Origin of the sequence: Streptomyces sp. NPDC058092, assembly GCF_042884935.1 — a bacterium.
In the GTDB taxonomy this organism is placed as follows: Bacteria; Actinomycetota; Actinomycetes; order Streptomycetales; family Streptomycetaceae; genus Streptomyces.
In genome coordinates this window covers 150,716-168,785 of the sequence record NZ_JBHVSY010000009.1, presented here as the reverse complement: position 1 = coordinate 168,785, position 18,070 = coordinate 150,716, and the positions used below count along the sequence as shown (strand labels likewise).

Genomic DNA, 18,070 nt, shown 5'->3' with positions numbered 1-18,070 from the left:
CGTTCAGATGGCGGCCCCTGGAGCCCGGGGGCCGCCACCTCTGTCGGTACGGGGAGTCTTCGGCCGGTACGGGCCCTGCCCCTGCCCCTCACCGAAGCACCCGGGCGCGCAGCCTGTGCGCCCGCCGGCTGCGCCACCCGCACACCCCCGTACCCCGGAACGCCCACACGCCCTGATCCGACCACCCCCACCCCCTGACCAGGCACAACGAGCCTTGGGCAGCCCGGCCGCCGGGTCCCCGATCTCCGCCGGTATCGTCGGTTCTGTCACCGATGGCTCTGAAACCCGCGGTACCTCTGGTCCGTGTGGTGCCTCAGTCGCCCCGGTAATCCTCTGCACCCTGCCCCCTCTGACCAGTGGAGACCGCATGCCCGGCCAGCCCGCCGCCCGCCGTACCGTGCTGAAGGGCGCCGCTCTCGCCGGCGTCGCCGGGCTGGGAGTGGCCGCCTGTTCGACCGATTCGAAGCTCGGCCACGCCGAGACGCCGACGCCGACCGCCCCCGTCGAACTCGGCGTGCCGGAAGAGGTTCCGGTCGGCGGATCCAAGCTCTACCGCGACCAGCGGGTCGTCGTCACCTGCCCGGCCAAGGGCCAGTACAAGGCGTTCAGCGCCCAGTGCACCCACGCGGGCTGCCTGCTGGACAAGGTCGAGGACAACGTGGGGAACTGCCCCTGCCACGGCAGCCGCTTCGACACGACGACCGGCAAGGCGACGCACGGCCCGGCGACCGCGCCGCTGCCCTCCGTTCCGGTCAGGGTCGAGGGCGGAAAGCTCGTCGCGGGCCCTGACGCCTGACGCCGCGCGGCGGACGGATTCACCAGGCGACGTCCGGTGAGCGTCAGATCCGTACGGGCGCCGCGCGGCACACCGCCGAGACCTGGGCGAAGCGCCGGCACCGTACCGGCAACGCGGCCTCGTCGAAGCGCACCTGCAGCACATATTGTCCGCCGCCGAAGCTGAAGCCGCGCACGTACTCGCCGCACGGCCCTCCCGCGGAACCGCCGAAGCCGGAGCCGAAAAAGTAGGTGTCACCCGCCCTCAGCCGGGTGTCGAAGAGCAGCTCCGTGACGCGCACCCCCGTCTCCCGGTCCCAGCGGACCCGCCCCGTCCGGCAGTTCTCCCCGGCTGTCACCTCCACACGCGTCGGATCGCAGCCCGGATCGCCCCGGTGGACGGCGAGACAGCGGTCGATGCCGTCCTGGTGCGCGCGCACCACATGCTGCGACTCCCGCCGCCACCGGGAAACCCCGTGACCGGCGACGGCACCGCCTGACCCGTGCTCCGGGGCGCGCTCCCTCGCCCCGCGCCCCGGAGCACAGCACCACGGCCGAGCAGGCCGCACTGTCACTGCCCGCAAGTAGGGTGGGACACATGGCAGACCCCTCCAGCTACCGCCCCAAGCCGGGACAGATCCCCGACTCCCCGGGGGTCTACAAATTCCGCGATGAACACCGCCGGGTGATCTACGTCGGAAAAGCCAAGAACCTGCGCCAGCGCCTGGCCAATTACTTCCAGGACCTGGCCGCGCTCCACCCGCGTACGCGCACGATGGTCACCACCGCCGCCTCGGTGGAGTGGACCGTCGTGTCCACGGAGGTCGAGGCGCTCCAGCTGGAGTACTCCTGGATCAAGGAGTTCGACCCGCGGTTCAACGTCAAGTACCGCGACGACAAGAGCTATCCGTATCTCGCGGTCACGCTCAACGAGGAATTCCCGCGCGTCCAGGTCATGCGCGGAGCCAAGAAGAAGGGCGTGCGCTACTTCGGTCCGTACGGGCACGCCTGGGCGATCCGGGAGACGGTCGACCTGATGCTCCGGGTCTTTCCGGTGCGTACGTGCTCCGCCGGAGTCTTCAAGAACGCCGCCAGGACCGGCCGCCCGTGTCTCCTCGGCTACATCGGCAAGTGCTCGGCCCCCTGCGTCGGCCGGGTCACCCCCGAGGAACACCGCGAACTGGCGGTCGACTTCTGCGACTTCATGGCCGGCCGCACCGGGACGTACATCCGCCGCCTGGAGAAGGACATGATGGCGGCGGCCGAAGAGATGGAGTACGAGCGGGCGGCCCGGCTCCGTGACGACGTGGAGGCCCTCAAGCGGGCCATGGAGAAGAGCGCCGTCGTCCTCGCCGACGCCACCGACGCCGACCTGATAGCGGTCGCCGAGGACGAGCTCGAAGCCGCCGTCCAGATCTTCCATGTGCGTGGCGGCCGGGTGCGCGGCCAGCGCGGCTGGGTCACCGACAAGGTCGAGAACGTCGACACCTCGGGCCTGGTCGAGCATGCCCTGCAGCAGCTGTACGGAGAGGAGACGGGCGACTCCGTCCCCAAGGAGGTCCTCGTCCCGGCCCTCCCCGAGCACCCCGACGCGGTCTCCCAGTGGCTCGCCGACCGCCGGGGCTCCCAGGTCAGCCTGCGCATCCCGCAGCGCGGCGACAAGAAGGACCTGATGGCGACGGTCCAGCGCAACGCCCAGCAGGCCCTGGGGCTGCACAAGACCAAACGCGCCTCCGACCTGACGACCCGCTCCCGGGCCCTGGAGGAGATCGCCGAGGCGCTCGGCCTCGACACGGCTCCGCTGCGCATCGAGTGCTTCGACATCTCCCATCTCCAGGGCGACGACGTGGTCGCGTCCATGGTCGTCTTCGAGGACGGTCTTGCCCGCAAGAGCGAGTACCGCCGCTTCCAGATCAAGGGCTTCGAGGGCCAGGACGACGTCCGGTCGATGCACGAGGTGATCGGCCGCCGCTTCAAGCGGTATCTCCAGGAGAAGGAACGGACGGGGGAGTGGGAGGAGACCCCCGCCCCGAGCGGCCCCGTCCCGGCACCGCAAACCGCCTCGACGGCCCCGGCCGACCCGGCCGCCGGCCTGGACACCACCCCCGATCCGGACGCCGAGCCCCGTGAGGACGACGGTCGTCCGAAGCGGTTCGCCTACCCGCCGCAGCTCGTCGTGGTCGACGGCGGCCGGCCGCAGGTCGCCGCGGCCAAGCGCGCCCTCGACGAGCTCGGGATCGATGACATCGCCGTCTGCGGCCTCGCCAAGCGCCTCGAAGAGGTCTGGCTGCCCGAGGACGGCGACCCCGTGGTCCTGCCCCGCTCCAGCGAGGGCCTCTACCTCCTCCAGCGCGTCCGCGACGAGGCCCACCGCTTCGCGATCACGTATCAGCGCGCCAAGCGGGCCAAGCGCATCCGTTCCAGCCCCCTGGATGCCGTCGCCGGCCTCGGCGAGACCCGGAAACAGGCGTTGATCAAGCATTTCGGATCCGTGAAGAAGCTGAAGCAGGCGACAATCGACGAGATCTGCGAGGTGCCGGGGATAGGCCGCAGAACGGCGGAATCAGTGGCCGTTGCCCTGGCCTCGGCCGCCCCGGCCACGCCCGCCGTGAACACGGCGACAGGAGAGATCATTGAAGAGGACGACGGGGGCAGCACGACATGACTGAGCACGAACACGAACACGAAGTCGGGCGCGAACACGAAGTCGAGCACGACAGCACCGACCGAGCAGACGGAGCAGGACACGTGAGTACGGGCACCACGATCGACCCGGGCGACGGGACCGCGGCCATCCCCGAGCTGGTGATCATCTCGGGGATGTCGGGCGCGGGCCGCAGTACCGCGGCCAAGTGTCTGGAGGACCTCGGCTGGTTCGTCGTGGACAACCTGCCGCCCGCCCTGATCCCCACCATGGTCGAGCTCGGCGCCCGCTCGCAGGGCAACGTGGCCCGGATCGCCGTCGTCGTCGACGTACGTGGCCGCCGCTTCTTCGACAACCTCCGCGAATCCCTCGCCGACCTGGAGGCCAAGCACGTCACCCGGCGGATCGTCTTCCTGGAGTCCTCCGACGACGCCCTGGTCCGCCGCTTCGAGTCGGTCCGCCGCCCGCACCCCCTCCAGGGCGACGGCCGGATCGTCGACGGCATCGCCGCCGAGCGCGACCTGCTGCGCGAGCTGCGCGGCGACGCCGACCTGGTGATCGACACCTCCAGCCTCAACGTGCACGAACTGCGCGCCAAGATGGACGCCCAGTTCGCCGGCGACGAGGAGCCGGAGCTGCGCGCCACGGTCATGTCGTTCGGCTTCAAGTACGGCCTGCCGGTCGACGCCGACCTGGTGGTCGACTGCCGCTTCCTGCCCAACCCGCACTGGGTCCCCGAGCTGCGCCCGTTCACCGGGCTCAACGCGGAGGTCTCCGACTACGTCTTCGATCAACCCGGCGCCAAGGAATTCCTCAACCAGTACACGGAACTGCTCCAGCTCATTGCCGCCGGGTACCGCCGCGAGGGCAAGCGCTACGTGACGATCGCCGTCGGCTGCACGGGCGGCAAGCACCGCTCGGTCGCCATGTCCGAGAAGCTCGCGGCCCGGCTCGCGACCGAAGGCATCGAGACGGTACTCGTCCACCGGGACATGGGGCGCGAGTGACCAGTCGTAATCTGCGCCTGCGGAGGCTGCGCAGAGCCACCTCTGCACTGTCCGCCCGCAAGCGCGGCGCACAGCCCAAAGTCGTCGCCCTCGGCGGCGGCATGGGCCTGTCCGCGTCGCTCGCTGCGCTCCGCCGGATCACCGGCGACCTCACGGCCGTGGTCACGGTCGCCGACGACGGCGGCTCCAGCGGCCGGCTCCGCGAGGAGCTCGGCGTCCTGCCGCCCGGCGACCTCCGCAAAGCGCTCGCCGCCCTGTGCGGTGACGACGACTGGGGCCAGACCTGGGCCCAGGTCATCCAGCACCGCTTCCAGTCCAAGGGCGACCTGCACGAGCACGCGGTCGGCAACCTGCTGATCGTCGCCCTGTGGGAGCAGCTCGGCGACCACGTCCAGGCCCTGGACCTGGTCGGCAAGCTCCTCGGGGCGCACGGCCGGGTGCTGCCCATGTCCGCCGTGCCGCTGGAGCTCCAGGCGCTCGTACGGGGACACGACCCGGCCCGCCCCGACGACGTGGACACGGTCCGCGGCCAGGCCACCGTGGCGCTCACCCCGGGCGAGGTGCAGTCCGTCCACGTCGTCCCGCACGACCCGCCGGCCGTTCCCGAGGCCGTCGCCGCCGTCCTGGACGCCGACTGGGTGGTGCTCGGCCCGGGGTCCTGGTTCTCCTCCGTGATCCCGCACCTGCTCGTACCGGAACTGCTCGACGCGCTCGTCGAGACCAAGGCCCGCAAGGTCCTCTCGCTGAACCTCGCACCGCAACCCGGTGAAACTGATGGCTTCTCCCCGCAGCGTCATTTGGAGGTTTTGGGACGACACGCCCCTAAACTCGCCATGGACGTGGTGCTGGCCGACGAAGCCGCCGTGCCCGATCGTGAGTCCCTCGCCGACGCCGCCAAGCGGCTCGGTGCCGCGGTCGAGCTGGCGCCGGTCGCCTCACCCGACGGCGTTCCGATTCATGACCCGGAGCTGTTGGCCGCCGCGTACGACCGTATTTTTCGGATGCATGGAAGGATCGGCCCATGGCGATGACGCCCGCGGTGAAGGACGAAATCTCTCGGCTTCCCGTGACCCGGACCTGCTGCAGGAAGGCAGAAGTCTCGGCGATTCTTCGGTTCGCAGGTGGGCTGCACCTGGTGAGCGGCCGGATTGTGATCGAGGCCGAACTGGACACCGGGAGCGCGGCGCGCCGGCTGAAGCGGGACATCCTGGAGATCTTCGGGCACAGCTCGGAGCTGATCGTGATGGCTCCCGGCGGGCTGCGGCGTGGCTCGCGCTTTGTCGTACGGGTGGTGGCGGGCGGCGACCAGCTGGCGCGCCAGACCGGTCTGGTGGACGGCCGTGGCCGGCCCATCCGGGGGCTGCCCCCGCAGGTGGTCTCGGGGGCCACCTGCGACGCCGAGGCCGCCTGGCGCGGGGCCTTCCTGGCCCATGGCTCGCTCACCGAGCCGGGCCGCTCCTCCTCGCTGGAGGTGACCTGCCCGGGGCCGGAGGCGGCGCTCGCCCTGGTCGGCGCGGCCCGCAGGCTGTCCATCGCGGCGAAGGCCCGCGAGGTGCGCGGCGTGGACCGGGTCGTCGTCCGCGACGGCGACGCGATCGGTGCGCTGCTGACCCGGCTGGGCGCCCACGACGCGGTGCTGGCCTGGGAGGAGCGGCGGATGCGGCGCGAGGTCCGCGCCACCGCCAACCGGCTCGCCAACTTCGACGACGCCAACCTGCGCCGTTCCGCGCGGGCCGCGGTCGCCGCGGGCGCCCGGGTGGGGCGTGCGCTGGAGATCCTGGGCGAGGAGGTGCCCGAGCACCTCGCGGCCGCCGGGCGGCTGCGCATGGAGCACAAGCAGGCATCCCTGGAGGAGCTGGGCGCGCTCGCCGAACCGCCGCTGACCAAGGACGCGGTCGCCGGCCGGATCCGCCGGCTGCTGGCGATGGCCGACAAGCGGGCCCAGGACCTGGGCATTCCGGGTACGGAATCCACCCTCAGCGAGGAGCTCGCCGACGGCCTGGTGGGGTGACCCGCGAAAAGCCATGAAATCGGCCGAATCCAGAACGCACGGCTTTCCCGAGGGTGTTGACTCTCCGTAATTGCCACTGCCTGTACGGCCGGGTATCCGGAGGCCCGTACTCCTAGCCGCGGAGTACGGGCCTCGGCGCTTCTTACGGCCCCGCTCGATGTCACTCCCCGGTCGTCGGAGAGGTAGGGTCGGAGGCGGTCGGGGACATCTCATACAACTCGCCGGGGGAAACCCCGCGTACCTAACGAGGAGATCGGTTCGTGACGATCCGCGTAGGCATCAACGGCTTTGGCCGCATCGGTCGTAACTACTTCCGCGCGCTGCTGGAGCAGGGTGCGGACATCGAGATCGTGGCTGTCAACGACCTGGGTGACACCGCGACCACGGCACACCTTCTGAAGTACGACACGATCCTGGGCCGTCTCAAGGCCGAGGTCAGTCACACCGCCGACAGCATCACCGTCGACGGACACACCATCAAGGTGCTCTCCGAGCGCAACCCGGCCGACATCCCCTGGGGTGAGCTGGGCGTCGACATCGTCATCGAGTCGACCGGCATCTTCACCAAGAAGGCCGACGCCGAGAAGCACATCGCGGGTGGCGCCAAGAAGGTCCTCATCTCGGCCCCGGCCAAGAACGAGGACATCACGATCGTGATGGGTGTCAACGAGGACAAGTACGACGCGGCCAGCCACCACGTCATCTCCAACGCCTCCTGCACCACCAACTGTGTCGCGCCGATGGCCAAGGTTCTGGACGAGAACTTCGGCATCGTCAAGGGCCTCATGACGACGGTCCACGCGTACACGAACGACCAGCGCATCCTGGACTTCCCGCACTCCGACCTGCGTCGCGCCCGCGCCGCCGCGGAGAACATCATCCCGACCACGACGGGTGCCGCCAAGGCCACCGCTCTGGTGCTCCCGCAGCTCAAGGGCAAGCTCGACGGCATGGCGATGCGCGTCCCGGTCCCGACCGGTTCGGTCACCGACCTGGTCATCACGCTGGAGCGCGAGGTGACCCGCGACGAGGTCAACGCCGCGTTCCAGAAGGCCGCCGAGGAAGGCCCGCTCAAGGGCAAGCTGGCCTACACCCAGGACCCGATCGTGTCCTCGGACATCGTCTCGGACCCGGCCTCCTGCACCTTCGACTCCCTGCTGACCATGGCAGAGGGCACGCAGGTCAAGGTCATCGGCTGGTACGACAACGAGTGGGGCTACTCCAACCGCCTCGTCGACCTGACCGTGTTCGTCGGCAGCCGGCTCTGACCGTCGGATCGGCAGGCACCTCGAAGTGAGCACGGGGCTCGAACAGCGCAACGAGGCGCCGTTCGAGCCCCTTTGCGTGCTCTCTCGTCCTCCCAAGGAGTCCAGCAAGATGAAGACGATCGACGAACTTCTCGCCGAAGGGGTCACCGGCAAGCGCGTATTCGTCCGCGCCGACCTCAACGTGCCGCTGAGCGGCACCACCATCACCGACGACGGCCGCATCCGCGCCGTCCAGCCGACCGTGGAGAAGCTCGCCGCGGCCGGTGCGCGGGTCATCGTCGCCTCGCACCTGGGCCGCCCCAAGGGCGCCCCGGACCCCGCCTTCTCCCTGGCACCCGCCGCTGCCCGCCTCGGTGAACTCATCGGCGCGGACGTGGCGTTCGCGACCGACACCGTCGGCGAGTCCGCCCGCGCCACGGTCGCCGCGCTCACCGACGGCAAGGTCGCCGTCATCGAGAACCTCCGCTTCAATCCCGGTGAGACGTCGAAGGACGACGCCGAGCGCGGCGCGTTCGCCGACCGGCTCGCCGAACTCGCCGATGTGTACGTGGGCGACGGCTTCGGAGCCGTACACCGCAAGCACGCCTCGGTGTTCGACCTCCCGGCCCGGCTGCCGCACGCCGCCGGCGATTTGATCGCCACCGAGGTCGGCGTCCTGAAGAAGCTCACCGAGAACGTCGAGCGCCCGTACGCCGTCGTGCTCGGCGGCTCGAAGGTCTCCGACAAGCTCGGCGTGATCGACCACCTGCTGGAGCGCGCCGACCGCATCCTCATCGGCGGCGGCATGGCGTACACCTTCCTCAAGGCCCAGGGCCACGAGGTCGGCAGCTCCCTCCTCCAGGAGGACCAGATCCCGGCGGTGCTGGAGTACCTCGAGCGCGCCAAGGCGAAGGGCGTGGAGTTCGTGCTCCCCGTCGACGTCGTGGTCTCCGAGCAGTTCCCGGACCTCAAGGCCAAGGCGCCGACCGAGCACCGCACCGTGCCCGCGGACGCGATCCCCGCCGGTTTCATGGGCCTGGACAACGGCCCCGAGACCAACAAGCTGTACGCCTCGAAGCTCGCCGACGCCGTCACCGTCTTCTGGAACGGCCCGATGGGCGTCTTCGAGCACCCCGACTACGCCGAGGGCACCCGGGCCGTCGCCCAGGCCCTCGTAGACTCCTCGGGCTTCAGTGTGGTCGGCGGTGGCGACTCCGCCGCTGCCGTCCGCATCCTGGGCTTCGACGAGAACGCATTCGGACACATCTCGACCGGTGGCGGCGCCAGCCTCGAATACCTCGAGGGCAAGACGCTTCCCGGCCTTGCCGCACTGGAGGACTGACCTTTCATGAGCACCCGTACCCCGCTGATGGCGGGCAACTGGAAGATGAACCTCAACCACCTCGAGGCCATCGCACACACCCAGAAGCTCGGCTTCGCGCTGACCGACAAGGACTACGACGCCGTAGAGGTCGCGGTCCTGCCGCCCTTCACCGATCTGCGCTCCGTGCAGACGCTGATCGAAGGCGACAAGCTGAAGATCAAGTACGGTGCCCAGGACATCTCGGCGCACGACTCCGGCGCGTACACCGGTGAGATCTCCGGCCCGATGCTCGCCAAGCTGAAGTGCACCTATGTCGCCGTCGGCCACAGCGAGCGCCGCCAGTACCACGGCGAGACCGACGAGCTCTGCAACGCCAAGGTGAAGGCCGCCTTCAAGCACGGCCTGACCCCGATCCTCTGCGTCGGCGAGGAGCTGGAGGTCCGCGAGGCGGGCAACCATGTCACGCACACGCTCGCGCAGGTCGACGGCGGTCTCAAGGACGTTCCCGCGGAGCTGGCCGAGTCGATCGTGATCGCGTACGAGCCGGTCTGGGCGATCGGGACCGGCAAGGTCTGCGGCGCCGACGACGCCCAGGAGGTCTGCGGGGCGATCCGCAGCCGCCTCGCGGAGCTGTACTCCCAGGACCTGGCCGACGCGGTCCGTATCCAGTACGGCGGCTCCGTGAAGTCCGGGAACGTCGCCGAGATCATGTCGAAGCCCGATGTGGACGGCGCGCTGATCGGCGGCGCCGCACTGGACGCCGACGAGTTCGTCAAGATCGTCCGCTTCCGCGACCAGTGAGTATGCGGTAGCGCGGATCCGTCGTACCCTTGCGGGGGCCGAGGAGGGTGTAGCCTCCCGGCCTCCGCTGTTCGCACATGCAGTCCAGAGAATTCCGGAAAGTAGGGACCAGCCGTGATTTTGGCGTTCGAGATCGCCCTGATCGTCTTCAGCCTGCTGCTGATGCTGCTGGTGCTGATGCACAAGGGAAAGGGCGGCGGCCTCTCCGACATGTTCGGCGGCGGTATGCAGTCGTCCGTGGGCGGCTCCTCGGTCGCCGAGCGGAACCTCGACCGGATCACGGTCTTCGTCGGTCTGGCCTGGTTCGCGTGCATTGTTGTGCTTGGTCTGCTGATCAAGCTGGACAACTGACCCGTCGTACGCGATTCCCGGTGAGGGTGTAACTCCTTTCACTGGACGCGCGTTGGGCCTTACGTAGACTGGGGCATCTTCGAGCACCATCACGCAGGGAGTTACGACCGTGGCAAGTGGCAACGCGATCCGGGGAAGCCGGGTCGGAGCGGGGCCGATGGGGGAGGCCGAGCGGGGCGAGTCAGCACCGCGCCTCCGCATCTCCTTCTGGTGCTCGAACGGGCACGAGACGCAGCCGAGCTTCGCCAGTGACGCGCAGGTACCGGAGACCTGGGACTGCCCGCGCTGTGGTTTCCCGGCCGGCCAGGACCGGGACAGCCCGCCGGACCCGCCGCGCACCGAGCCGTACAAGACGCACCTCGCGTACGTACGCGAGCGGCGCAGCGATGCGGACGGCGAGGCGATCCTCGCCGAGGCCCTGGCGAAACTCCGGGGCGAAATCTAGGGTATTTCGTTTGGATCAGGCCGGACCCCGCGAGCCCGGCATGATCCAAACGAGAGGCCCTGGTTGTTGTTCACCGGCCGGGCACCCACGAGGTGTCCGGCCGGTCCGCTTTCGCCGTGCCGCAGTTCGCCGTCGTCTCGTCCACCCCTCTGATCAATTAGGTTGGAAGGGCAGCGGGGCATCTGCAGGCACGAGAAGAAGTGGGCTGATATCCGGGATGAATACACCAAGCCGAACCAGGCTCAACCAGACGCCCGAGTGGACCGCTCTGGGCAAGCACCGCGAGCAGCTCGGGACGACGCATCTGCGACAGCTCTTCGCGGACGATCCGGAGCGCGGCACCGGATACACCCTCCGGGTCGGCGATCTGTACGTCGACTACTCCAAGCACCTGGTCACCGGCGAGACGCTCCGGCTGCTGCGTGAGCTCGCCGCGGCCACCGGGGTGGCGGAGCTGCGGGACGCGATGTTCCGCGGGGAGAAGATCAACACCACCGAGGACCGCGCCGTCCTGCACACCGCGCTGCGTGCCCCGCGCGATGCGGTGATCGAGGTCGACGGCGAGAACGTGGTGCCGGCCGTGCACGCCGTGCTCGACAGGATGGCGGCCTTCTCCGGCCGCATCAGGTCGGGGGAGTGGACCGGTCACACCGGCAAGCGCATCAAGAACATCGTCAACATCGGCATCGGCGGCTCCGATCTCGGCCCCGCCATGGCGTACGAGGTGCTGCGCTCCTTCACGGACCGCTCGCTCACCGTCCGCTTCGTGTCGAACGTCGACGGCGCCGACCTCCACGAGGCCGTACGCGATCTCGACCCGGCCGAGACGCTCTTCGTCATCGCGTCGAAGACCTTCACGACGATCGAGACGATCACCAATGCCACCTCCGCCCGCAACTGGCTGCTGACCGGGCTGAGGGCCGGTCAGGAAGCGGTCGCCAAGCACTTCGTGGCGCTCTCCACCAACGCCGAGAAGGTCGCGGACTTCGGCATCGACACCGCCAACATGTTCGAATTCTGGGACTGGGTCGGCGGCCGCTACTCCTACGACTCCGCCATCGGTCTCTCGCTGATGATCGCCATCGGCCCGGACCGGTTTTGCGAGATGCTCGACGGCTTCCACCTCGTCGACGAACACTTCCGCAACGCCCCCGCCGAGGACAACGTCCCGCTGCTGCTGGGCCTGTTGGGTGTCTGGTACGGCGCCTTCTTCGACGCCCAGTCGCATGCCGTGCTGCCGTACAGCCACTATCTGTCAAAGTTCACCGCGTACTTGCAGCAGCTGGACATGGAGTCCAACGGCAAGTCCGTGGACCGGGACGGCAATCCGGTCGGCTGGCAGACCGGACCGCTCGTCTGGGGCACCCCCGGCACCAACGGGCAGCACGCCTATTACCAGCTGATCCACCAGGGCACCAAGGTCATCCCGGCCGACTTCATCGGCTTCGCCGAGCCCGTCGCCGACCTGCTGCCCGGTCTCGTCGCCCAGCACGATCTGCTGATGGCCAACTTCTTCGCCCAGACGCAGGCGCTGGCCTTCGGCAAGACGCCGGACGAGGTCCGCGCCGAGGGCGTCGCCGAGGAACTGGTGCCGCACAGGACCTTCCAGGGCAACCACCCGACGACGACGATCCTCGCCGACCGGCTGACGCCGTCCGTCCTCGGCCAGCTGATCGCGCTGTACGAACACAAGGTCTTCGTCCAGGGCGCCATCTGGAACATCGACTCCTTCGACCAGTGGGGCGTCGAACTCGGCAAGGTCCTCGCCAAGAAGATCGAGCCGGTGCTGACCGAAGGCAAGGGGGGCGAGCAGCTGGACAGCTCGACCGCCGCACTCGTTACGGCGTACCGCGCCCGCAGGGGGCGCTGAGCCGATGACCACGGGGGAGCGGACGGTGCGGCTGAGGCCGCCGAACAACACTCTGGACCCGAGGGCCGTCGGCTGGTGGCGGGCCCAGTGGCTGCTGCTGACCGCGGCGCCGGTGGCCGTCCTGGCCGTACTCGGCGCGCTCATCGAGCCCGCCCGGTTCTGGCTGCTGCTGCCCGCCGCGATCCTCGCGGTCCTCGGCGTCGGCTGCGCCGTCCTCTTCCCCCTCTGGTGGTTCCGCACCCATCGCTGGGAGGTCACGGACGAAGCGGTGTACGTCAGAACCGGCGTCCTGCGACAGGAGTGGCGGATCGCCCCGATGTCCCGTATCCAGACCGTGGACACCGTCCGCGGCCCGCTCGAACAGCTCTACCGGCTCGCCACGGTCACGGTGACCACCGCATCGTCCAAGGGCGCGGTCCGGATCGAGGGACTGGGCCACGAGCTGGCGGCCGAGCTGGCCGAGCGGCTGACCCGGATCACCCAGGACACCCCCGGGGACGCCACATGAGCGCCGAGGCGGCCGTCTCCCCGGATGCCGGGGACGACGACCGCGCCGACGGCCCCGATACCGCCACCGACTGGCGGCGGCTGGACCGGCGTACGGTCCTCGTCAGTGCACTCGTCACGGTCGGGGTGGCGGCCGGTGCGGCCGCGCCCACCACGCTCGGGCTCTCCGGGCGGTTCGGTCTCGGGCACGCGGCCGCCTGGGTGCTGGCCGGCGCGCTCGTGCTGATCGGCTGCGCCGCGGCCGGCGACTACGTACGGTGGCGCCGCACCCGCTACCGCATCGGTGCCGAACGGGTCGAGCTCCACACCGGGCTGTTCCTGGTCAAGAAGCGCTCACTGGCCCGTGAACGTATCCGCAGTGTCGACCTCACCGCCCATCCGCTCCAACGGGTCCTCGGCCTGGTCACCGTCCGCATCGGCACCGGCGAGCACTCCGGCGGCGAATCCACCCTGGAACTGGACCCGGTCCCCAAGGCCGAGGGCGAACGGCTCCGCCGTGAACTGCTGGAGCGTACGGCCACCGGCGCTCCGGGCACCCATCGCGAGGGCGAACTCGTCGCCCTCGACCCGCGCTGGATCCGCTACGCACCGGTCTCGTTCGTCGCCCCCGCGCTCGGCGGCGCGGCGGCCGGTGCGGTGATGCAGGTCAGCGACTGGTTCGGGGCGCAGGGGCAGGTGATCGACTGGGTCGGCGACCGGTTCCGGGACACCTCGCTGACGGCCATGATCGTGATCCTCGCCGTCGCGGCCGTGGCCGCCGGTGTCGTCGGCGCGCTCGGCCTGTGGGTCGAGATGTGGTGGAGCTACCGGCTGGAGCGCGAACCCGGCGGCACCCTGCGCATCCGGCGCGGCCTGCTGACCTCCCGGTCCGTCTCCATCGAGGAGCGGCGGCTGCGCGGCGTCGATCTCGTCGAACCGCTCGGCATCCGGTTCTTCGGCGCCGCCCGCGTCGACGCGATCACCACCGGACTCGCCAAGGACGACGAGGAGCAGCACGGCGACCACAACACTCTGCTGCCCGCCGCGCCCCGGCCCGTCGCCGACACGGTGGCCGCCGACGTCCTGCGCGCGACCACGTCCCCGACCGGCGTCCCGCTGACCGGGCACCCCCTCGCGGCCCGCGGCCGCCGGCTGCGCCGGGCGTTCTGGGCCGTCGTCGTCCCCGTATGCGTCCAGGCCGTGCTCGGCGTGCTGCTGACCCCCGTACTGCTCTGGACCGCGCTCGGCTGCGCAGCCGTGGGGCTGCCTCTGGGGGTGTTCCTGGCCCGGGACGCGTACCGCGGTCTGGGGCATGCCCTCAGCGGCGAATACCTGGTGGTCCGGTCGGGCACGGTCCGGCGCTCGACCGCCGCGCTGGAGCGGGCCGGTGTCATCGGCTGGACGGTCCGGCAGACGTACTTCCAGCGGCGGTCCGGGGTGCTGAGTCTCACCGCGACGACGGCCGCCGGAGCGGGCGCGTACACGGCGTACGACGCGGACGCGAGCGAGGGCCTCGACTTCGCCTCGCAGGCCGTCCCGGGCCTGCTGGAACCCTTCCTGGAGCGCACCCCGGCGGCCGGCTGATCGCTGGATCGGCCGTGCATCGTGCCGATGACGCGGAACCTGCTGCCCCCGGTGTCGGCCGGTGCCACGAAAATCCGGGTCGTCGGGATACGGCGCGCCGGGCTCCCTGCCATTTCACGCCGCGGGCCCGGCCGCTCCAGGGAGCGAACCGGGCCCGGGCACAACGGTACTGACGGCCGCTCAGGGAGAGGCCGGCGGATACAGCGCACGCGGCAGCCGCGAGGCCGCCGCCGCGTCCAGCAGCCACAGGGTGCGGCTGCGTCCGTACGCACCGGCCGCCGGGGCCTGGATCTCCCCGGCACCCGAGAGCGCGATCTCCGCTGCCTCCGCCTTGTCCTCACCCGCGGCGAGCAGCCACACCTCGCGCGCCGCCCGGATCGCGGGCAGCGTGAGCGAGACCCGGGTGGGCGGCGGCTTGGGGGCGCCGTGCACACCGACGACGGTGCGCTCGGTCTCCCGTACCGCAGGCAGTTCCGGGAAGAGCGACGCGACATGCGTGTCCGGACCCACGCCCAGCATCAGCACATCGAACGTCGGCACCGGACCGTGGTCCTCCGGACCGGCCGCCGCGGCCAGTTCCTCGGCGTACGCGGCCGCGGCCGTTTCGGCGTCATTGCCGCAGGGGCCGTCCGAGGCGGGCATCGCGTGCACTCGGGACGGGGTCAGCGGCACCGAGTCCAGCAGGGCCTCTCGGGCCTGCGTGACGTTGCGCTCCGGATCGCCTTCCGGCAGGAACCGCTCGTCGCCCCACCACAGATCGAGCCGCGACCAGTCGATCGCGTCCCGGGCGGGCGCGGCGGCGAGGGCGGCCAGCAGGCCGTTGCCATTGCGCCCGCCGGTGAGGACCACCGAGGCGTAGCCACGGGCGGCCTGGGCGTCCACGATCCTCGTGATCAGCCGGGCCGCGGCGGCCTGCGCCATCAGCTCCTTGTCGCGGTGCACGACAAGCTGAGGGGCACTCACTTCGTCGCCGCCTTCTTGGCCGCCGTCTTCTTGGCGGCGGCCGGGGCGGCGGCGGTCCCGCCGGACTTCGGCTCGGCGGACTTGGGCTCGGCAGGCTTCTGCTCCGCCGGCCCGCCGAGCTTCTCCACGCCGAACTTCACCGTCGCCGCATAGGTGTTGTCCGGGTCCAGGCGCCGCAGCTCCTCGGCGAGCAGCTCGGAGGTTTCCCGCCGCTTGAGCGCCACCGCACGGTCGGGCTGGCCCTGCATCGAGAGCGTGGCCAGCGAACCGTCCGGCCGGTCCAGGACGATGACACCGTTCTTGGTCGCCATCCGCACGGCCGTCAGACCGGGGCCGTCGGACCGGGTGCGCTCCACCGGAACCTTGAGCCGGTCGGCGAGCCACATGGCGAGCAGCTCACAGCTCGGGTTCTCCGACTCGCCCTCGACCGTCGCCGCGACGACCTCGACGTCCTGCTGGTCGAGCGCGGCCGCGAGCATGGAGCGCCACGGCGTGATGCGGGTCCAGGCCAGGTCCGTGTCGCCCGGGGTGTACGACCGGGCGCGGACCGCGAGTTCGTCGCTCGGGTGCTCCGAGGAGTACGCGTCCGTGATCCGGCGCTGGGCGAGCGCGCCCAGCGGGTCCTTCGCCGGGTCGTCGGGTGCGTCCTCGGGCCACCAGACCACGACCGGGGCGTCCGGCAGCAGCAGCGGCAGGACCACCGACTGGGCGTGGTTGGCCAGCTCGCCGTGGAGACGCAGGACGACGGTCTCGCCGGTACCCGCGTCGGAGCCGACCCGCACCTCGGCGTCGAGCCGGGCGTCCCGGCGGCTGCGCGGCGAGCGGCTGACCCGCTTGATCACCGCGATGATCCGCGAGGGGTGCTCGCGCGAGGCGTCGCCGGCCGACTTGAGCGCGTCGTACGCGTTCTCCTCGTCGGTGACGATGACCAGGGTCAGCACCATGCCGATGGCCGGGGTGCCGATGGCCCGGCGGGCCGACACCAGCGCCTGGTTGATCTTGCTGGAAGTGGTCTCCGTGAGATCGATCTTCATGGCCGACGCCAGCTCCGTCCGTCTCGTGCGAGCATCTCGTCCGCCTCGGCCGGGCCCCAGGTGCCCGCCGGGTACTGCGCGGGCTTGCCGTGCTTGTCCCAGTACTTCTCGATCGGGTCGAGGATGTTCCAGGAGAGCTCGACCTCCTGGTGCCGCGGGAACAGGTTGGCGTCGCCGAGCAGCACATCGAGGATGAGCCGCTCGTACGCCTCCGGGCTGGACTCCGTGAAGGACTCGCCGTACGCGAAGTCCATCGTGACGTCCCGGACCTCCATCGAGGTGCCGGGCACCTTGGAGCCGAACCGCACGGTCACGCCCTCGTCCGGCTGGACCCGGATGACCAGGGCGTTGCCGCCCAGCTCCTCCGTCGCACCGGACTCGAAGGGCAGATACGGGGCGCGCTTGAAGACGACCGCGATCTCCGTGACCCGGCGGCCGAGCCGCTTTCCGGTACGGAGGTAGAACGGCACGCCCGCCCAGCGGCGGTTGTTGATCGTCAGCTTGATCGCGGCGAAGGTGTCGGTCGTCGACTTGGGGTCGATGCCGTCCTCCTCCAGATAGCCGAGGACCTCCTCGCCGCCCTGCCAGGCGCGCGCGTACTGGCCGCGCACCGTGTGCTTGCCCAGGTCGTCCGGCAGCTCCACCGCCGTGAGCACCTTGAGCTTCTCGGCGACCAGGGCCTTCGGGTGGAAGGAGCCGGGCTCCTCCATGGCCGTCAGCGCCAGCAGCTGGAGCAGGTGGTTCTGGATGACGTCACGGGCGGCACCGATGCCGTCGTAGTAGCCGGCCCGGCCGCCGATGCCGATGTCCTCGGCCATCGTGATCTGGACGTGGTCGACGTACGACCTGTTCCAGATCGGCTCGAACATCGTGTTGGCGAACCGCAGCGCCAGGATGTTCTGGACCGTCTCCTTGCCCAGGTAGTGGTCGATCCGGAAGACCTCGTTGGGCGGGAACACATCGTGCACGATCTGGTTGAGCTCCTGCGCGCTCTTCAGATCGTGGCCGAAGGGCTTCTCGATGACGGCACGCCGCCAGGAACCCTCCTTCTGGTCCGCGAGCCCGTGCTTCTTGAGCTGCTGGACGACCTTGGGGAAGAACTTCGGCGGCACGGACAGATAGAAGGCGAAGTTGCCGCCCGTGCCCTGTGCCTTGTCGAGCTCCTGGATCGTGGCCTTCAGCGTTTCGAAGGCCTCGTCGTCGTCGAAGTTGCCCTGGACGAAGCGCATCCCCTGGATGAGCTGCTGCCAGACCTCTTCGCGGAACGGCGTACGGGCGTGCTGCTTGACGGCGTCGTGGACCTCCTGTGCGAAGTCCTCGTCCTGCCACTCGCGGCGCGCGAAACCAATGAGTGAGAAGCCCGGCGGGAGCAGGCCGCGGTTGGCCAGGTCGTAGATGGCGGGCATCAGCTTTTTACGGGACAAATCGCCCGTGACGCCAAAGATCACCAGGCCCGACGGCCCCGCGATGCGCGGGAGCCGTCGATCCTGAGGGTCACGAAGCGGGTTGGCTCCGGGAACACCAGACAA

General features: G+C 70.1%; 16 protein-coding genes and 1 pseudogene. 13 read left to right on the top strand and 4 right to left on the bottom strand.

The window, feature by feature from the left end; genetic code table 11:
• Positions 1-367 precede the first annotated feature (367 nt).
• Complete coding sequence (locus ACFVV1_RS17410) at positions 368-796, top strand: Rieske (2Fe-2S) protein (protein ID WP_389990057.1); 429 nt, start codon at positions 368-370, stop codon at positions 794-796.
• 29 nt (positions 797-825) lie between these two features.
• Here the strand turns inward: ACFVV1_RS17410 and ACFVV1_RS17405 are convergent.
• Positions 826-1,232, bottom strand: a pseudogene (locus ACFVV1_RS17405) (hypothetical protein); the annotation flags it as partial.
• A 140-nt stretch (positions 1,233-1,372) separates the two neighbouring features.
• Between ACFVV1_RS17405 and uvrC the strand changes: the two are divergent.
• From uvrC to ACFVV1_RS17345, 12 genes are all read left to right on the top strand, one after another.
• On the top strand, positions 1,373-3,439 hold the full coding sequence (gene uvrC / locus ACFVV1_RS17400) for an excinuclease ABC subunit UvrC (RefSeq protein WP_389990056.1): 2,067 nt from the start codon (positions 1,373-1,375) through the stop codon (positions 3,437-3,439).
• Complete coding sequence (gene rapZ, locus ACFVV1_RS17395) at positions 3,436-4,425, top strand: RNase adapter RapZ (protein WP_389990055.1); 990 nt, start codon at positions 3,436-3,438, stop codon at positions 4,423-4,425. The genes uvrC and rapZ overlap by 4 nt, the downstream gene beginning before the upstream one ends.
• Positions 4,422-5,456 carry a uridine diphosphate-N-acetylglucosamine-binding protein YvcK gene (yvcK, locus tag ACFVV1_RS17390; RefSeq protein ID WP_389990054.1) on the top strand — a complete coding sequence of 345 codons (1,035 nt, stop codon included), beginning with the start codon at positions 4,422-4,424 and terminating at the stop codon, positions 5,454-5,456. Before rapZ ends, yvcK begins: the two co-directional genes overlap by 4 nt.
• A complete protein-coding gene (whiA, locus tag ACFVV1_RS17385; protein WP_389990053.1) occupies positions 5,447-6,436 on the top strand; it encodes a DNA-binding protein WhiA in 990 nt (329 codons plus the stop codon). The genes yvcK and whiA overlap by 10 nt, the downstream gene beginning before the upstream one ends.
• A 260-nt stretch (positions 6,437-6,696) precedes the next feature.
• Positions 6,697-7,704 carry a type I glyceraldehyde-3-phosphate dehydrogenase gene (gap, locus tag ACFVV1_RS17380; protein WP_389990052.1) on the top strand — a complete coding sequence of 336 codons (1,008 nt, stop codon included), beginning with the start codon at positions 6,697-6,699 and terminating at the stop codon, positions 7,702-7,704.
• A 109-nt stretch (positions 7,705-7,813) separates the two neighbouring features.
• Positions 7,814-9,025 (top strand): phosphoglycerate kinase, encoded by a 1,212-nt coding sequence (locus tag ACFVV1_RS17375; RefSeq protein WP_389990051.1) that lies wholly within the window; start codon positions 7,814-7,816, stop codon positions 9,023-9,025.
• A 6-nt stretch (positions 9,026-9,031) separates the two neighbouring features.
• A complete protein-coding gene (tpiA, locus tag ACFVV1_RS17370) occupies positions 9,032-9,808 on the top strand; it encodes a triose-phosphate isomerase (protein ID WP_389990050.1) in 777 nt (258 codons plus the stop codon).
• 114 nt (positions 9,809-9,922) lie between these two features.
• Positions 9,923-10,159 (top strand): preprotein translocase subunit SecG, encoded by a 237-nt coding sequence (gene secG, locus ACFVV1_RS17365; protein ID WP_266736497.1) that lies wholly within the window; start codon positions 9,923-9,925, stop codon positions 10,157-10,159.
• Positions 10,160-10,268: 109 nt separating this feature from the next.
• Complete coding sequence (locus ACFVV1_RS17360) at positions 10,269-10,604, top strand: RNA polymerase-binding protein RbpA (RefSeq protein WP_072483070.1); 336 nt, start codon at positions 10,269-10,271, stop codon at positions 10,602-10,604.
• A 217-nt stretch (positions 10,605-10,821) separates the two neighbouring features.
• On the top strand, positions 10,822-12,474 hold the full coding sequence (gene pgi / locus ACFVV1_RS17355; RefSeq protein WP_389990049.1) for a glucose-6-phosphate isomerase: 1,653 nt from the start codon (positions 10,822-10,824) through the stop codon (positions 12,472-12,474).
• A gap of 4 nt (positions 12,475-12,478) precedes the next feature.
• Positions 12,479-12,982 carry a PH domain-containing protein gene (locus ACFVV1_RS17350; RefSeq protein ID WP_389990048.1) on the top strand — a complete coding sequence of 168 codons (504 nt, stop codon included), beginning with the start codon at positions 12,479-12,481 and terminating at the stop codon, positions 12,980-12,982.
• The gene (locus tag ACFVV1_RS17345) at positions 12,979-14,544 is read left to right on the top strand and encodes a PH domain-containing protein (protein ID WP_389990047.1); all 1,566 of its coding nucleotides are present in this window, start codon (positions 12,979-12,981) and stop codon (positions 14,542-14,544) included. The genes ACFVV1_RS17350 and ACFVV1_RS17345 overlap by 4 nt, the downstream gene beginning before the upstream one ends.
• 180 nt (positions 14,545-14,724) lie before the next feature.
• Here the strand turns inward: ACFVV1_RS17345 and pgl are convergent, their stop codons facing one another.
• Genes pgl through zwf form a run of 3 tightly spaced genes read right to left on the bottom strand, consistent with a single transcriptional unit; the run spans position 14,725 to position 18,070 of the window.
• A complete protein-coding gene (pgl, locus tag ACFVV1_RS17340; RefSeq protein ID WP_389990046.1) occupies positions 14,725-15,507 on the bottom strand; it encodes a 6-phosphogluconolactonase in 783 nt (260 codons plus the stop codon).
• Positions 15,504-16,541 carry a glucose-6-phosphate dehydrogenase assembly protein OpcA gene (gene opcA / locus ACFVV1_RS17335; protein WP_389990045.1) on the bottom strand — a complete coding sequence of 346 codons (1,038 nt, stop codon included), beginning with the start codon at positions 16,539-16,541 and terminating at the stop codon, positions 15,504-15,506. Before opcA ends, pgl begins: the two co-directional genes overlap by 4 nt.
• Positions 16,538-18,070, bottom strand: a complete 1,533-nt coding sequence (gene zwf / locus ACFVV1_RS17330; RefSeq protein WP_389990044.1) for a glucose-6-phosphate dehydrogenase — start codon at positions 18,068-18,070, stop codon at positions 16,538-16,540. The genes opcA and zwf overlap by 4 nt, the downstream gene beginning before the upstream one ends.

Coding starts and splice junctions, on each gene's coding strand:
- ACFVV1_RS17410 (WP_389990057.1), top strand. CDS start 368: ATGCCCGGCCAGCCCGCCGCCCGCCGTACCGTGCTGAAGGGCGCCGCT.
- uvrC (WP_389990056.1), top strand. CDS start 1,373: ATGGCAGACCCCTCCAGCTACCGCCCCAAGCCGGGACAGATCCCCGAC.
- rapZ (WP_389990055.1), top strand. CDS start 3,436: ATGACTGAGCACGAACACGAACACGAAGTCGGGCGCGAACACGAAGTC.
- whiA (WP_389990053.1), top strand. CDS start 5,447: ATGGCGATGACGCCCGCGGTGAAGGACGAAATCTCTCGGCTTCCCGTG.
- ACFVV1_RS17375 (WP_389990051.1), top strand. CDS start 7,814: ATGAAGACGATCGACGAACTTCTCGCCGAAGGGGTCACCGGCAAGCGC.
- tpiA (WP_389990050.1), top strand. CDS start 9,032: ATGAGCACCCGTACCCCGCTGATGGCGGGCAACTGGAAGATGAACCTC.
- pgi (WP_389990049.1), top strand. CDS start 10,822: ATGAATACACCAAGCCGAACCAGGCTCAACCAGACGCCCGAGTGGACC.
- ACFVV1_RS17350 (WP_389990048.1), top strand. CDS start 12,479: ATGACCACGGGGGAGCGGACGGTGCGGCTGAGGCCGCCGAACAACACT.
- ACFVV1_RS17345 (WP_389990047.1), top strand. CDS start 12,979: ATGAGCGCCGAGGCGGCCGTCTCCCCGGATGCCGGGGACGACGACCGC.
- opcA (WP_389990045.1), bottom strand. CDS start 16,541: ATGAAGATCGATCTCACGGAGACCACTTCCAGCAAGATCAACCAGGCG.